The sequence below is a fragment of the Pareuzebyella sediminis genome, assembly GCF_008367235.1.
GTDB classification, from domain to species: domain Bacteria; phylum Bacteroidota; class Bacteroidia; order Flavobacteriales; family Flavobacteriaceae; genus Pareuzebyella; species Pareuzebyella sediminis.
Genome location: NZ_VTZS01000002.1, coordinates 479,494 through 495,327, shown reverse-complemented (window position 1 = coordinate 495,327; position 15,834 = coordinate 479,494). Strand labels below are relative to the sequence as shown.

Sequence of the window (15,834 nt, the reverse complement as noted above, 5' to 3'; positions counted from 1 at the left end):
CGATTTAGCCCTATCGACGTTTCCATTTTTAAGATAATGAATTCCCTAAGATACTGAAAAAACCGTGCCAGTCTTGAGCCAACCCATTAATTTTTTGTTAAACGAACAAGGGGCCAATATGCTTTGTAAAACGTATTTTTACGGCATAAAGTATCCGCAATGAAGAAACCTTTGATTTTAGTTACGAACGATGATGGCATAACTGCACCTGGGCTTCGTGCCCTAATTCGTTACATGAAGGAAATCGGGAAGGTAGTTGTAGTGGCGCCTGATAGCCCCCAATCAGGAAAAGGCCATGCCATAACCATCGACAACACCTTGTTTTCGGCCAATATTACTGTGGATAAAGAGCATGGGGCCAGTGAAGAATATAGCTGTAGCGGTACACCTGCCGATTGTGTCAAGTTAGCCCTGCAAGAGCTTTTGAATCGTAAACCCGATATTTGTGTCAGTGGTATAAACCACGGATCGAATTCTTCGATCAACGTTATTTATTCAGGTACGATGAGCGCTGCCATTGAAGCGGGTATCGAGGGTATCCCTGCCATTGGTTTTTCATTATGTGACTATGCTTGGGAAGCCGATTTTAAACCTTCCGAAGAAATTATAAAAAAGATTGTTAGAAAATCTCTGGACCAAGGCATTCCGAAGGGTGTTGTTCTCAATGTGAACATTCCCAAGGTCGAGGGGAAGAAAATCAAAGGTATTAAAGTATGCCGTCAAGCCCGTGCCAATTGGAAGGAAAAATTCGACAAACGAACGAGCCCGGCCGGGAAAGACTATTATTGGCTCACCGGAGAATTCGAGCTTCTCGATAGTGGCGAGGATACAGATGAATGGGCCCTAGCGAATGGTTACGTATCAGTGGTGCCTACACAATTTGACCTTACGGCACATCATACCATACAACAATTGAACGGCTGGGGGCTTTAAAGTTTCTTTGGCTTTGAATATTTTGCTTTTAAAAAACGAACTTGTACCAGAAATCACGGCGCATGAACAATAAAAAAGAACTTCTTATCGGATTCATAGTCGGTGTTATCGCCAACGTCTTGGGCACTCTTTTGTATATTCTACTCTTCTCTGAATACGGTATTGTGGAGACTTTTCAAGTTGCCGCTGATCAGGGCTACCTGGGAAGCCTGTTGGCTCTGGGCGCTCTACTTAACCTTTTGGCCTTCTTTCTTTTTTTAAGGATTCGACGAGACCAAAGGGCAAAAGGTGTTCTGATAGCCACCCTTTTAACGGCATTGATTATCTTGTATTACAAAATATCCTAATTCGGGATTCTAGGCATGAAGTACTATATCATTGCAGGCGAGGCATCTGGTGATCTTCACGGTTCAAATTTAATAAAGGCCCTAAAGATCCAAGACCCCCAATGCGAAATCAGATGCTGGGGAGGCAACCTCATGAAGCAGGCTGGGGGTACTTTGGCAAAGCACTATAAGGAAATGGCCTTTATGGGTTTTTGGGAAGTGCTAATAAACTTACGAACCATTTCTAACAACATCGCTTTCTGTAAAAAGGACATCAAAAAGTTCAGCCCTGACGTACTCGTCTTTATCGACTTTTCAGGGTTTAATCTGCGCATTGCCCGATGGGCCAAAAGAGAAGGCTTTAGAACAAATTACTATATCTCGCCACAAATATGGGCATCGCGAGAAGGGAGAATTAAGGATATCAAACGCGATATCGATGCCATGTACGTTATTCTTCCTTTCGAAAAGGAGTTTTATGAGAAAAAACACAATTTCCCTGTCCATTTTGTGGGGCATCCATTACTTGATGCCGTCGGCAATAGAAGACCCATTGCACCTGAAAAGTTTCGGAAAGAAAACCATCTTAAGCCCAAAAAACCAATTATAGCCCTGTTACCGGGCAGCCGCAAGCAAGAGGTACAAAAGATGTTGGCCGTAATGCTCTCTACCATAAAAAAATTTCCCGAATATGAGTTTGTAATTGCAGGAGCACCGAGCTTAGAGGATAGTTTTTATGAACCTTACTTAAAAAATCCGAATGTCGGATTCGTTTCCAATAAAACCTACGATCTTCTAAGCATCTCCTACGCCGCCTTGGTCACTAGCGGAACGGCGACTTTAGAAACGGCCATCTTTAAGGTGCCTCAGGTCGTCTGTTATAAGGCCAATTGGCTATCGTATCAAATTGCAAAACGAATCGTTACGCTCGACTATATTTCCTTGGTCAACCTCATCATGGGTAAAGAGGTAGTTAAGGAGCTTATTCAAAATGAGCTTACGTCTAAAAACCTTATATCGGAACTTTCTAAAATACTTCAGGGCCCAGGGCGAAAAGCACAATTTGAGGCCTACTTCGAACTCGAAAAAAAACTTGGAGGAAAAGGAGCCAGTTCAACGACCGCCACCCTTATAGTCGATGCACTCGCCTAAATTTTACAGGCCTATTTCATTTTTCAAAATATCCGATAGTCGCCAGCAATTCCTTACGCACGATGAAGGCAGAACCCTATGTATCAAATAAATTCTTTAATTTTGATATCCAAGTGAAGTGAAAATTGCTTGGCACATGCGTAAAACCTTTATTGTCATATGGCTGTTGTCTCTTGTAGGTTGCGGCGTTTCCAAAAAAAAAGCATCCCAAGATAGGACACGAAAAGTATCGGTTGCGGCCACTCGCCCGCCTACCGAAACAAAAAAGCGAGCCTCCTACGAAGATTCACCCGCTACCAAACATTCAAAAGCGGACCATGTTATCAATACAGCATTGAAATTCTCAGGGGTTCGCTACCGATATGGCGGAACCACCAAAAAAGGTATGGATTGTTCGGGCCTGCTTTATGTAGCTTTCGGCGAAAATGACATTCAATTACCTCGGACATCATACCACATGGCCGAAGAAGGAAAAAGAGTGCGTATCAACGAGGTGGTGAAAGGAGATCTGCTCTTTTTCAGGACACGTAAGGGGAGTAAACGCATCAATCATGTGGGTATGGTGGTAGATGTAGACGATGATGAAATTAAATTCATACACGCGTCGACTTCTAGAGGAGTAATTGTATCCTCTTTGCGAGAAGGATATTGGAGCCGTGCTTTTGTTAGGGCGACCAGAGTGCTTTTATAGAAGACATAGTACGCGTAGCCCCAATTCCTACGCTAAAGCAATCAACATGAGGTTACTGCGCTTCATTCCGATTAAACTTACCTTGGCACTAATTTCGGGTATTGTTTTAGGTAAATATCTCGAACCCGATCCTATAATCGTATGGGTTTTTACCCTCGTTTTTTTCGCCTTACTCGCATATATTTTCTTTAGACAACAGTCCCAAGCCGCACGTAAAATTTCCGATTCCATCGTATTCGGAACCATAGTAATGCTCGTTACCATCACTATTGGTGTTTTGAGCATATCTATGGCCGATCCTACAAATAGTTCATCACATTACTCCAATAGTGAATTTGAAGGAAACCGTATTTGGCATTTGAAAATCAGGGAAGTCTTAAAACCTACATCTTTTTCTGATAGATATACGGCCACTGTGCTACAAGTAGGGAAGAAAAATGTTACCGGGAAAATTTTGGTTACCTATACGGCCGATTCCTCTTCCAACAAGTTCGGGGTAGACGATGAACTGGTTGTCTACGGCCAATTAGTAAAGATACAAGAGCCATTGAATCCACATCAATTCGATTACAAAAAGTATTTGAATGGATTGGGAATACACCATCAATTCCGCTTACAAAAGACCAATTATTCAGCGCTTCAAAATAAGGATATTACCCTATTGGGATTGGCCGCAAACATTCGGTACAAAATAATATCGAAGTTGAAAGAAGCAGACTTTGGAAATGAAGAATTGGCCATCATACAGGCTTTATTGTTAGGTCAACGCAACGACATTTCTCCGGACACCTTCAATGCCTATAAAGATGCCGGCGCAGTTCATATTTTAGCCGTTTCAGGCCTGCACATTGGAATTCTTCTATTACTGCTTCAATACCTGCTCAAGCCACTGGAACGCTTGCCTAAAGGCAATATCATAAAACTTTGTATAATTGTTGTGCTCCTTTGGTGTTTTGCCCTAATTGCAGGATTTTCGGCTTCTATTGTTCGTGCGGTCAGCATGTTTTCCTTTGTGGCCTATTCCCTCTACCTCAATCGACCGAACAATACCTTTAATATTTTAGCCCTATCCATACTTTTTATTTTACTTGTCATAGATCCCCAATTGTTATTCCAAGTCGGTTTTCAGATGAGCTATGCGGCCGTTTTTGCTATTGTCTGGGTCTATCCTCTTCTGCAGAGATATTGGACTCCTAAATATAGATTGCTTCGTTACCCATGGCGATTGCTTTGCGTCAGTGTTGCCGCTCAATTGGGCGTATTACCGATTAGTCTTTTTTACTTTCACCAATTTCCGGGGCTATTCTTTATTTCCAATTTAATCGTTGTCCCATTTTTAGGGATACTTTTGGGCTTCGGAATTTTGATAATCGTACTTGCCCTGACAAATGTATTGCCTACCTCCTTCGTAACGATGTATGATACCTTTATCCGATGGATGAACACCGTTGTTCGATGGATTGCCAACCAAGAGACATTCATTTTCAATAACATTTCCTTTGATATCGTTGAACTGGTACTGCTTTATGGTATACTAGTTTGTCTCGTCAATTTTCTGTTTCAACCGAACTATCGGAAATTTTTAGCGACCTTATCTTTCATTGTACTATTTCAGTCTTGGGGTCTCTTCATTCAATATCAGATACATCAAAAAAAGGTTCTCTTTTTAGCGCATCAAGTTAACAACTCCATTTTGGTGTATCAAAACGGTAGCAGCCTTGACGCCAAGGTCGAAAACAAGATAAAAAGCAAGCGCATTATCACCGATTACAGTATTGCCGAAGGTATCTCGACTACCAACTATAGCCCTCTTGAAAATAGCTATCAATGGAAAGACAGGCAAATTTTGATTCTAGATAGTCCCGGGATAGTGGCTCCGGTAGAAAAAAGAATTGATTATTTGGTCCTCACCCAATCGCCCAAAGTCAATCTGGAACGCGTAATAGATATATTAAACCCCAAGATTATTCTTGCCGATGGAAGTAATTTTAGAACCTATGTCAACAGATGGCAAGAAACCTGTTCAAAAAGACAAATTCCGTTTCACTTCACAGGAAAAAAGGGAAGCTATTTATTTCTTAGCGAGTAATCAATGTACCTTGCCCATTAACCTTTTAATAAGTGGCGATGCCAAGAGCACAATAATACCTGCTCCCAGTGCATACTTTGCAATCAATTCAAATCCATTGGTATAGACTGCCAAAGTCTCGAAACCGCCCACATTTTTATCGGTACTTTCAATGGCCAATTGCTTTCCGATGAAGCCTACCACCTGAAACGCAAATGCGGAAGAAAGAAACCAGACGCCCATCATAAAGGCAACAATACGCTTGGGAGACAAATCCGTAATTTTCGAGAGCCCCACTGGAGACATGAACAATTCACCGATAGAAATCAGAAAATACATGAGTAAAAGATATGTAAAGGGTACTAGGCCGTCTTCATTGGCACTATTTCCACTTAATGCCAGCACATAAAAGCTTATACCCGCAAAAACTAGGCCCAGACCAAATTTATAGGGTGTTCTTGGGTTTGAGTTTTTTTTGCTGAGAAAGGTCCACATTAAAGAAACAGGAATGGCTAAAATAATGATGAACATAGAGTTCAAAGAATTTGTCTGTGCCGCAGACATGATAGTCAAATCAACATTTCTGGCAGCAAAAAGGGTAATTACGCTTCCTGAAAGTTCATGAAAACCCCAAAAAATAGTCATAAAAAAGGTTATCAAAACCGCAACAAACAATTTTTTCCGCTCTTCTAAGGTAGCTTTGAACATGATATAGGCTAGATAGACCAAAATTGAAACCCCTATGAGTTTAAAAATTATATTCACGATATTTTGGTCGCCTAAAAAAGTACCCTCTGCTCCTAGAGATTTATAGGCCGATAACAAGTAAGCAATTAAAGGTGCGGAGAGAAAGGCCATTATTGGAACAAGAACTCCTTGTTTGACACCGAAAACCTTTTTAGCCATAACGTGTTCATTCGGGGGTAAGCCTCTATTTCCAAACACGTTCTTACGGATACCGCTCCAAAAAAAAAGAAGTCCAGTCAACATGCCTACACCAGCGAGGCCAAAACCATAATGCCATCCATATTCATAGGCCAACCAACCGCACAGCAAAGGGGCAATCCATCCTCCTATATTAATGCCCATATAAAAGATGGTAAAACCAGAATCTTTTTTCGGGTCACCATCAGGATATAATGTGCCAACGAAAGTCGAGATGTTAGGCTTAAAAAATCCGTTGCCAACGATTATCAAAGACAGAGCCAAAAAAAAGGCGGTATTATTTTCAATGGCCAAAACGAAATGCCCTATGGCCATAAGGATGCCTCCTAGAAAAATAGAATTGCGCATTCCCAAAATCTGATCGGAAATTCGTCCCCCGATTACAGTGGAAGCATATACCAACGAACCATAAGAGGCATAAACAGCTGCAGTGGCAAAATCACGCTCTGTCAAAGCCTCAAAAATCACTTCTACCATGTAGAGAGTTAGCAATGCCCGCATGCCATAGAAGCTGAAACGTTCCCATAATTCGGCAAAGAACAGATAGAAAAGACCCTTTGGGTGTCCGAACATTTGCTGCTGCTCCATGAACTCGTTTTTGGTTGCCATAAATTTTAGGGTTTGGTCTTTTAAAAACTATTATTCATATTTTTCACACCTAAGTGAGTTATCTTTCGTTTTACTTCTTAACCCTTTATTTTAGATGTATAGATACTATCTTGCTCCTTTTTTCCCAATTCTTTACTCTCTTTCCTATCCCTCAAATTTTCGTTTACAAAATTGGTCATCTTATTAAAAAGGTGCACCCTGACATTGCCTCCTTTGATGCTGTGTGCCTTGTCAGTATATATACCCCAGTCGAATTGCTTGTTGGCCTGTACCAATGCTTCGACCATTCGCATCGAATGCTGAACATGTACGTTATCGTCACCTGAGCCATGTATCAACAAAAAGTCTCCTTCCAATAACTCGGGATAATTGAGCGGTGAATTCTCGTCATAGCCCTCAGGGTTCTCTTCTGGGGTACGCAAAAAGCGTTCGGTATAAATCGTATCGTAAAAACGCCATGAAGTTACGGGGGCCACGGCGATGGCCATTTCAAAAACATCGTTTCCCTTTAGAAGACTATTGGTGGCCATATGCCCCCCGAAGCTCCAGCCCCAGATTCCAGTTTTATCTTCATCGATATATGGTAAAGCGCTTAACTTTTTCGCAGCACTTATCTGATCTTCGGTCTCATATTTTATCAAATTTAAATAAGTCGATTTCTTAAAGTCGCGCCCCTTAAAGCCGGTCCCCCTTCCATCGACGCAGGCAATCACATAACCTTGTGCAGCGAGTTGCTGATGCCAGTAATCCCGTTCGTTCAACCAACTGTTGGATACTTGCTGAGATCCGGGCCCACTGTATTGGTACATGAGCAATGGATATTTCTTGGAGGGGTCAAAATCTGTCGGTTTGACCATGTACATATTGAGTTCATTACCGTTTATAGCGATGGTGGAAAACTCCTTTGGACTTAATTCATAGGTTTTCAGTTTTTCGATCAAGTCCGCATTATTCTTAATTTCCTTAATTTTTTTTCCGGTCAACGCTTTATATAATGAATATTCGGGAGGTGACACCGCACTTGAATAGGTACAAATAAAATAAGTGAAATCGGCGCTGAAATCGGCGCTGTTTGTGCCTTCCCTATCGGCCAATGCCTTTTTATTTTTCCCGTTACTCTCCACGCTGTAGACCCCCCGATTGATCGATCCATTTTCAGTAGATTGGTAATAAATCTTATCTTCATTTTGGTCATATCCATAATATTTGGTGACTTCCCATGGACCCTGTGTAATTTGGTTCATCAAATTTCCGTCTTGACCATACAGGTATAGGTGGTTGTAGCCGTCCTTCTCACTAGTCCAAATAAAACTATCATCTGCCAAAAATGTAAGATCATCGGTAATATCGACATAAGCATCGTCTTTTTCTTCCAATAGAAGCGAAACCGAGCTATCTGTCACGTTCACTGACCATAACTTCAAATCGTTCTGATGGCGATTAAGGGTTATGACACTTAACCGGTTCGGGTTGTTCATCCATTTGATCCGAGGAATGTAGTAGGCATCCCTTAGATTGACTTTTGAAATATTGCCCGATTCCATATCGAACAAATGAAGGGTAACGACCGAATTGTTTTGACCAGCTTTCGGATACTTGAACGTATCTTGATTGGGATACAGCGTCTTGCCGTAGATATCCATTGAAAATGAAGGAACTTCTGTTTCATCGAAACGTAAAAAAGCTATTTTGGTACCGTCGGTATTCCATGCAAAGGCGCGTACAAAGGCAAATTCCTCTTCGTACACCCAATCGGTCACTCCATTTATAATCTTATTCTTTTCGCCATCAGTGGTAATTTGATGGGTACTGTTCGATGCCATGTCAAGAAGATAAAGATTATTCCCTTTCACGTAAGCTACTTGCCCACCGTTCGGAGATAAAGCCGGCTCCTGAATCTTCGACTCCGATACCTTGGTCAATTTTTTACTTTTCAAATCATATACATAATATATGCCCAAAGTGGAACGCCTAAAAAGAGGCTCTACTTCAGTAGCCAATAGTAATTTTGATTCGTCATCACTAAATTCATAGGAAGAAAATCGTTTTATTTGAGGTAAATTTTTGGAATCTACAATGGTTTCGACCTTCTCTAAGGTGGCGTAGTCATACTTATCTATCGTCGTGGCGCTATCTCGTTTGTTCGTGTTCAGAATAGTATATTGCCGGCCATTGTTCATTGAATTCAATTCATCGAGACCTTCTGGCTCAAAGGTTTCGGCATATACCTCTTCTACTGTTATTGGCTTTTTTTGTGCAAATATGATCGGAACTACTCCTAAATATAGAATAGCTAGCGTCAAATATTTTCGCATACGATGTTATAAATGGTTTAAATCATTCAAGTTTAGTGATTATTTTACGAATAAATAAACTTTACCAGTAAAAAGGGCGACCCTTTTGGGCTTCAAACCAAACGTCACGTTTTTTTGGGTTTATCGTTATCTTTACCCATCGAAACCGAACTTTATGACAAAACCTGTTGAGGGTTTCTCGAAACTTAGCAAAGAAGAAAAGATAGATTGGCTTTCAGTCAACTACACCCGTACGCCAGAGACCACCCAAAAATTATTAAAAAGTTACTGGAACACTGATAGTGATGTACAGCGGCTTCATGATGAATTCATAGAAAATACGGTTACCAATTATTATGTACCGCTGGGCATTGCTCCAAACTTTCTCATAAACGACAAATTATACGCCATTCCAATGGCAATAGAAGAGAGTTCAGTAGTGGCAGCGGCCAGTAAAGCCGCCAAGTTTTGGTTGAAGCGAGGAGGGTTCAGCGCCACCGTACTGGGAACCGTTAAAATTGGTCAGGTTCACTTAATTTATAAGGGTACTCCCAAAAAGCTACAATTGTTTTTTGATGAAATCAAACCTAACTTAATACAAAGTGCGGCTTCCATTACAAAGAATATGTCAAAAAGAGGGGGCGGCATTACCGATATTATCTTAAAGGATAAAACCGATCTTCTCGAAGGCTACTATCAACTTCATTGTACTTTCGAGACACTGGACGCCATGGGTGCGAATTTCATCAACTCGTGCCTAGAACAATTTGCCAAAACCCTTAAATCAAAGGCAGAAACGTCGACCCTTTTAGCGCAAAATGAACGACACATCGAAATTATCATGAGTATACTTTCGAATTATGTCCCCGATTGTCTGGTACGCGCTGAAGTCTGTTGCCCGGTAGAAGATTTCAATCTTAATGATTCTATGCCGGCAAACCTATGTGTTCAAAAAATGGTTCAAGCTGTTGAGATTGCAAGGGTCGAACCTCATAGGGCAGTAACCCACAATAAGGGCATTATGAATGGTGTCGATGCCGTTGTTATTGCCACAGGAAACGATTTTAGGGCAGTCGAAGCCGGCGTACATGCCTATGCCTCAAAAGATGGTCGCTATACAAGCCTTACCCATGCGGAGGTAAAGGGCGATCAATTTCATTTTTGGATTGAAATTCCGCTCGCTCTTGGAACTGTAGGCGGACTGACAAGCTTACACCCATTGGTCAAACTTGCGCTCGAAATATTAGATAACCCTTCTGCCAAGGACCTAATGAAAATTGTCGCGGTTGCGGGGCTAGCCCAAAACTTTGCCGCTCTTAGCTCTTTGATAACTACAGGCATTCAAGAAGGGCATATGAAAATGCACCTAATGAATATTTTGAATCAACTAGGGGCCACCGAGGCTGAAAAGCAAGTGCTCGTTCAGCATTTCAAGAAAAAATCGGCAACGCACAATGCCGTAGTGGATGCTTTTGAGGCGTTAAGAAACTCCCAATGACCCAACGATTCTACAGTCACGGAAAACTTTTGATTACCGGTGAATATGCCGTGCTCGATAGCGCCTTAAGCCTTGCGATTCCTACGACCTATGGCCAATCACTATCGGTAACGAAAATCAATTCTGGTCACTTGACATGGAAAAGCTACGATGAAAAAGGAAATCTTTGGTTCGAGTCGATTCTCACTTTTGAAGAATTGTCGTCAAGAAAAAAACCTGTAAGAAAGAATCCTGTAGAAGACAGCTTGTTGAAAATACTTCGGGATGCAAGAAAATACAACCCGAGGTTTTTAGCTACTACAAGTGGATATTCGGTAGAAACAACGTTGGAATTTCCACCGAGTTGGGGCCTTGGTTCCTCATCGACCCTCATTAATAATATTGCCCTATGGGCGGATGTAGACCCCTATAAGCTATTATGGAATTCTTTCGGAGGCAGCGGCTACGATATCGCCTGTGCCCGCCATACAAAGCCCATTCTTTACGAGTTAAAAAAGCCCCGACCTGTGGTCAAGGAAATAGATTTCCGCCCTCCTTTCAGTAAACAGGTCTATTTCGTCCATCTTGGTAAGAAGCAAAATAGTAGAGAAGGTATCTCCCATTATCGAAATATGGATTTCGACGTTCGAAAATTGGTTTCCGAAATTACCCGAATAACAAAGCAGATCCTACAGTGTACGACGCTTTCCAATTTTGAAATATTGCTTGAGGAGCATGAGCACATACTATCGAAAACATTACACCTTCCTACAGTAAGGGAAACATTGTTCCCAGATTATAACGGCCTGGTAAAGAGTCTCGGTGCCTGGGGAGGAGATTTTGTTATGGTTACGGGAAATGGAGAGTTTATCCGGGATTATTTTAAGAACAAGGGATATCACACCATCGTTCCATTTGATGAAATGGTATTATAAAAAAACCTCCCGGCCTTACGGTCGGGAGGAATAATCTATCTTCAATGCATTTTCTAGTAAAAGGTCGCTCTTTTATCTTCAATTTCCGAAGCATCTTTAAGCGCATTATAGACCTCTGAATTCACTTTCGCCTCTCTAGTGGACTTTAAGGAACTGGCATAGGTACTATAGTTATCCAATTTAGGAGCTTCTGTCTTTTTCGTGAGCTCTATCTTGAAAACGCCCGTATTACCCTTTATCAAACTAGAAGTATCGCCTTCGTTCATTGCGTAGGCTGTACCCACTACCGCCGGTTCTTGGCCAGAGCCCGGTATGGTCGGCGATTTAACGGTCAAAGCGGTTGCCGTGGACACGGTAACATTGTTATCTTTTGCCATTTCATCAAGCGATTTTCCTTGGTTGGATGCCATAATCTGTTCTGCCTTATGCTCCTTTCTAAGTTCGGGGAGCACGGTTGCAGAGGCATCTTCTACCGACATTAACCCTGCTTCATATTTTTTGGTCAGTTGTACCACCGCATAGCCGCCTACTAAATCAAAACGCCTAATATCCCCGATTTCGGTATCGGCATTGAACGCCCATTGCACAATAGGGCGTTGTGGACCTAGACCAGGCAAGTTTTCATCGGTCGCCTTTATTTGATTCACGGGACGGGCCACATAATCATTTTCCTTTGCCAAATCAGAAAAGGCCTTATCGGAAGAGACAGATTCCATCTCAAATTTAGTTGCCTCGGTAAACAAGGTGTTGATCGTTTCTTCCGACGGCTCAATGGCACGTGCCAAGGTGGCGATTTGAAAAACATCCTCCTTGTCGTCTATCTTAACAATGTGAAAACCAAAATCGGTCTCTACCATACCGATGGTACCGACAGAATTCTGAAAAGCGAAATCGTTAAATTCAGGAACCATTCTACCCTCTTGAAAATAACCTAAATCTCCTCCGTTCTGAGCTGAAGGACCATCTGAGTTGTCCCTGGCCAACTCCACGAATTTTGTCTCATCCTTACGCGCTTCGGCCAATAACCGCTTTGCCTCTGCCTCGGCCTCTTCTTTGGTTCTGGTTACATTAGGGTTTGGTCTTTCGGCCCCTTCATACCCGATGAGAATATGGCTGGCCTTCACAGAACCATTTGATTTTCTGTCCATCATTTTGGAAACCTTGAACATATCACCATCCCTGTAAGGACCAAAAACCTCTCCTACTTCCAACGTTGCTAGGGTATCGGCGAACTTGGCCGGAAGTTCCCTCTTCGATTTGTAGATCGTATCAAACTTAATATCGGAATTACGGTCTAGAAAAGCCTCCATGTTTTTGGTCTCCCTAAATCCTAAAACGGTATCGTTTTTGTCGGTCTGTGCATTATACTCGACATTATTGTTCAATAGATTCAGCAGCTCATCTTCGACGGCCTTCTCATCCCCGGCAGAGGGCTTTTCTTCAAAATAAACGAATTGGATATCTCGGGCTGGATCTTGTTTAAACTCTTCCCTATGATTTTTGATATAGGTCTCTATATCGTTTTTCGATACGGTTATCGTAGAATCGGGAATAGAAGTATAGGGCACCCTCACGTATTTGATATCCATTTTATCGTTTGCCAAACGGTAGTCAAACTCCCCCTCTTTCAAGGTCGCCCCTACCCCGGCCTTAATCAAATTGAAATAAGTTTGTTGTTTTGCCGTCTGAATGATCGACTGCTCATCTTGCAGCCACAAATCATATTGCGCAGGATTATTGGCCTTCAAATCGGCAATAAAGTTTCTGAATTTATTTTGATCGAAAACACCGTTTTCATTTAAAAATTGGGGACTCTGGGAATACCCAGGGATAGAACCGATATAGTTCAGTATTTGATCTTGCTCAATATCGACCCCTAAATCTTCAAACTGCTGGCCCAAAATGGCATTTCGAACTTCTTGCTCGTACACCTGGTTCACGGTCTGCATCGTTGTGCTGGTCGGACCGGATCTTCTTGTGGCTATATCCACTTTCTGTCTAAAATCGTTGATTGGAATTTCTTCTCCATTGATTTCAGCGATACTTGAACCCACCTTTCCGCCACTAAGACCACCATTGGTGAACACCCCTGAAATTACGAATGCAAAGAGGGCCAAACCTATAATGAGTATAAGTACCGTAGTTCGTTTTCTAATATTCTCTAAAATTGCCATGTTCGGGTTTTTAAATCAGTTTGCAAAATTACCACTTTCTTTTGAAAAACAAAGGGTAAAACACAAGTACTAGGTGAATTATAAGTAAGTGGTTCTTTTGCTCAGAATCAAACTACAATCAGCTGACCGTAGAACGAAACCTATCGACTTCATTTAATACTTTTCAAGTAGCTGTAGAAGTATCAAATCGATTTTAGTGTTGGAAACCTCTAATATTTTAAATCGAAAGCTTTCAATCTGCACTTCGGAATCTTGTTCGGGTATTTCCCCCATTTCATTAACGATAAGCCCTCCAAGTGTTTCATATTCCTCACTGTCGGGTAATTCTAGCTTGTAGGTTTCATTCAGGTAGTCGACTTCAAGTCGGGCCGAAAACTTATAGGTGGTCTCATCGATCTGTTCCTCGATTAAATCTGTAGTGTCATGTTCGTCCTCTATTTCACCAAAAAGTTCTTCCACAATATCTTCAACGGTCATCAGGCCCGATGTACCTCCATATTCGTCAAGGACTACGGCGATACTTTTTCTTTTTTTGGTAAGCACGTTCAATATTTCCTGTATAAGCATGGTCTCCGGTACGAACTCCACGGGCAATAGAATGCTCTTAATCGTTTTAGGCTTTTTAAAAAGCTCATACGAGTGCACGTAGCCTATAATGTTGTCAATGGTATCTTTGTAGATCAAAATCTTCGAAAGACCTGTTTCGGTAAACAGTTTAGCAAGATTCTTGGGTGTTTCGTGCAGTTCAACGGCCACGATTTCTGTTCGGGGCACCATGACTTCCCGAGCCTTCACAGCTGCAAATTCAAGTGCATTCTGAAAAATCTGAATTTCCGAGTCCACCTCATCTTCCTCTTCAACGGTTTCCATCTGTTCGGTAATATAATCGCCAAGTTCTATTTTACTAAAAGAAAGCTGCACTTCATCCCCGTTTGTTTTAAAAAAGGTACGTAAAATAAAATCTGAGACCCATATCACAAAACCGGATATAAAGGAAAATACGAGATAAAAAAAATAGGCCGGTATGGCTAATACTTTTAGTAAGGTATTGGAATAAATCTGAAACAGTACTTTAGGTAAAAATTCGGCAGTGAGTAAAATTACCAAGGTCGATATTACGGTTTGTGTGAGTAGACTAAAATCGGTCAATAAGATCTGTAGGAACCCATTGGATACAGGCAGCATTCCTTGAAACCAATACATAAGAAGCTCCCCCATAAAAAGCCCGTAAATCACAAGCGCAATATTATTGCCAATCAGCATGGTGGCAATAAACTTTGAAGGCCTTTTCGTAAGCCGTGTCAATACCTTCGCCAAAAAGCCCTCTTGTTTTTTCTCGATTTCAATATGAATTTTGTTGGCTGAAATAAAGGCAATTTCCATGCCCGAGAAAAAGGCGGAAAACAATAGGGACAGAACAATAATGATTATCGAGGCTTCCAAAATACACTAATTACTTTTCGTCTTCGCGCCTTCGCTGCTCGAACTTCTTGCGATAGTTTCTACGGAAAAAAAACATTCCTATCGATACCAGGGCAAAGAATATGAAAAGATAGGTTCCTTGGCGGTCGATGTTCCAATCGGTGTATACACGATACATCGAGAAAAAAAATACGGCTAAATAGAGATATTCGGTATATCTAAGAATCTTTATCATTGTTCGTTTCCCTTATTGTCATTAAACCATACGTCTTATGGGCATTAAAAAAACTTAGGTTTTTATTGAAGTCCATGCCCTCCCCGTCCATTATGGTACCGTCTTCCGGATTGGTAAACTTAAACTTTTCTTGTGTAAAAATCCAATCGTCCTCTTGATCCCAGAACATTTGAGGGGCTTCCAATTTTTTACCGTCATGACCTTCAATAACTACGTGGCCCTGTAAGTCGATAATATTTGTAGCAGAATACAGTATTGCGTAATCGGCCTTAATGATACTTTTTTCACCATTATCGTTGAAATAGTCAACAACCAAACCTTCAGGAAAAGTGCGATACGGAAATTCTAAATTGTCATAAATATGATGTAAAGGACTCTTGAGTACGGCGACAACCCTTGTAGCGGCCGAATCCTGAGTTTCGACATTCTTTTTGGCCTTGGTAAAGGTCAACGTGAAGTTTTCGGCAATGCCACCAGGAAATACCAAAGGAATCTTCTCTTGGCCAGACCTTTTATAGGTATCGGTACAAGAAAAAAAAAGTATAGCCATGACTAACATCATGGCTATACTCC

The 15,834-nt window shown here is 41.4% G+C and carries 13 protein-coding genes; 7 read left to right on the top strand and 6 right to left on the bottom strand.

Features of this window, described 5'->3' with window-relative positions:
• Window positions 1-159: 159 nt before the first annotated feature.
• The 5 genes from surE (at window position 160) to F2B13_RS08725 (ending at window position 5,191) form a co-directional block, all read left to right on the top strand.
• The gene (surE, locus tag F2B13_RS08745; protein ID WP_149274709.1) at window positions 160-933 is read left to right on the top strand and encodes a 5'/3'-nucleotidase SurE; all 774 of its coding nucleotides are present in this window, start codon (window positions 160-162) and stop codon (window positions 931-933) included.
• 62 nt (window positions 934-995) lie between these two features.
• Window positions 996-1,280, top strand: coding sequence for a hypothetical protein (locus F2B13_RS08740; RefSeq protein ID WP_149274708.1), 285 nt, complete (start codon window positions 996-998; stop codon window positions 1,278-1,280).
• A 15-nt stretch (window positions 1,281-1,295) separates the two neighbouring features.
• Window positions 1,296-2,411 carry a lipid-A-disaccharide synthase gene (gene lpxB, locus F2B13_RS08735; protein ID WP_149274707.1) on the top strand — a complete coding sequence of 372 codons (1,116 nt, stop codon included), beginning with the start codon at window positions 1,296-1,298 and terminating at the stop codon, window positions 2,409-2,411.
• Window positions 2,412-2,547: 136 nt separating this feature from the next.
• Window positions 2,548-3,102, top strand: coding sequence for a C40 family peptidase (locus tag F2B13_RS08730; protein WP_149274706.1), 555 nt, complete (start codon window positions 2,548-2,550; stop codon window positions 3,100-3,102).
• A gap of 46 nt (window positions 3,103-3,148) precedes the next feature.
• Window positions 3,149-5,191 carry a ComEC/Rec2 family competence protein gene (locus tag F2B13_RS08725; RefSeq protein WP_149274705.1) on the top strand — a complete coding sequence of 681 codons (2,043 nt, stop codon included), beginning with the start codon at window positions 3,149-3,151 and terminating at the stop codon, window positions 5,189-5,191.
• Here F2B13_RS08725 and F2B13_RS08720 read toward each other — a convergent pair whose 3' ends face one another.
• Window positions 5,192-6,724 (bottom strand): peptide MFS transporter, encoded by a 1,533-nt coding sequence (locus F2B13_RS08720; RefSeq protein WP_149274704.1) that lies wholly within the window; start codon window positions 6,722-6,724, stop codon window positions 5,192-5,194. It abuts the gene before it with no gap.
• Between the two features lie 77 nt (window positions 6,725-6,801).
• A complete protein-coding gene (locus F2B13_RS08715) occupies window positions 6,802-9,039 on the bottom strand; it encodes a S9 family peptidase (RefSeq protein ID WP_149274703.1) in 2,238 nt (745 codons plus the stop codon).
• A 154-nt stretch (window positions 9,040-9,193) separates the two neighbouring features.
• On the opposite strand from F2B13_RS08715, the gene F2B13_RS08710 reads away from it, so the two are divergent.
• Together F2B13_RS08710 and F2B13_RS08705 are read left to right on the top strand one after the other, a co-directional pair.
• Entirely contained in the window at window positions 9,194-10,516 is a 1,323-nt protein-coding gene (locus F2B13_RS08710; RefSeq protein WP_149274702.1) for a hydroxymethylglutaryl-CoA reductase, degradative, read from the top strand.
• Window positions 10,513-11,430, top strand: a complete 918-nt coding sequence (locus F2B13_RS08705) for a GYDIA family GHMP kinase (RefSeq protein WP_149274701.1) — start codon at window positions 10,513-10,515, stop codon at window positions 11,428-11,430. The genes F2B13_RS08710 and F2B13_RS08705 overlap by 4 nt, the downstream gene beginning before the upstream one ends.
• 53 nt (window positions 11,431-11,483) lie before the next feature.
• Here F2B13_RS08705 and F2B13_RS08700 read toward each other — a convergent pair whose 3' ends face one another.
• From F2B13_RS08700 to lptC, 4 genes are all read right to left on the bottom strand, one after another.
• The gene (locus F2B13_RS08700; RefSeq protein WP_149274700.1) at window positions 11,484-13,604 is read right to left on the bottom strand and encodes a peptidylprolyl isomerase; all 2,121 of its coding nucleotides are present in this window, start codon (window positions 13,602-13,604) and stop codon (window positions 11,484-11,486) included.
• A 153-nt stretch (window positions 13,605-13,757) separates the two neighbouring features.
• Window positions 13,758-15,047: a hemolysin family protein gene (locus tag F2B13_RS08695; RefSeq protein ID WP_149274699.1), complete on the bottom strand. Its 1,290-nt coding sequence runs from the start codon at window positions 15,045-15,047 to the stop codon at window positions 13,758-13,760.
• Window positions 15,048-15,057: 10 nt separating this feature from the next.
• Window positions 15,058-15,261 carry a hypothetical protein gene (locus F2B13_RS08690; protein ID WP_149274698.1) on the bottom strand — a complete coding sequence of 68 codons (204 nt, stop codon included), beginning with the start codon at window positions 15,259-15,261 and terminating at the stop codon, window positions 15,058-15,060.
• On the bottom strand, window positions 15,245-15,811 hold the full coding sequence (gene lptC, locus F2B13_RS08685) for an LPS export ABC transporter periplasmic protein LptC (protein ID WP_149304001.1): 567 nt from the start codon (window positions 15,809-15,811) through the stop codon (window positions 15,245-15,247). The genes F2B13_RS08690 and lptC overlap by 17 nt, the downstream gene beginning before the upstream one ends.
• Window positions 15,812-15,834: the final 23 nt, after the last annotated feature.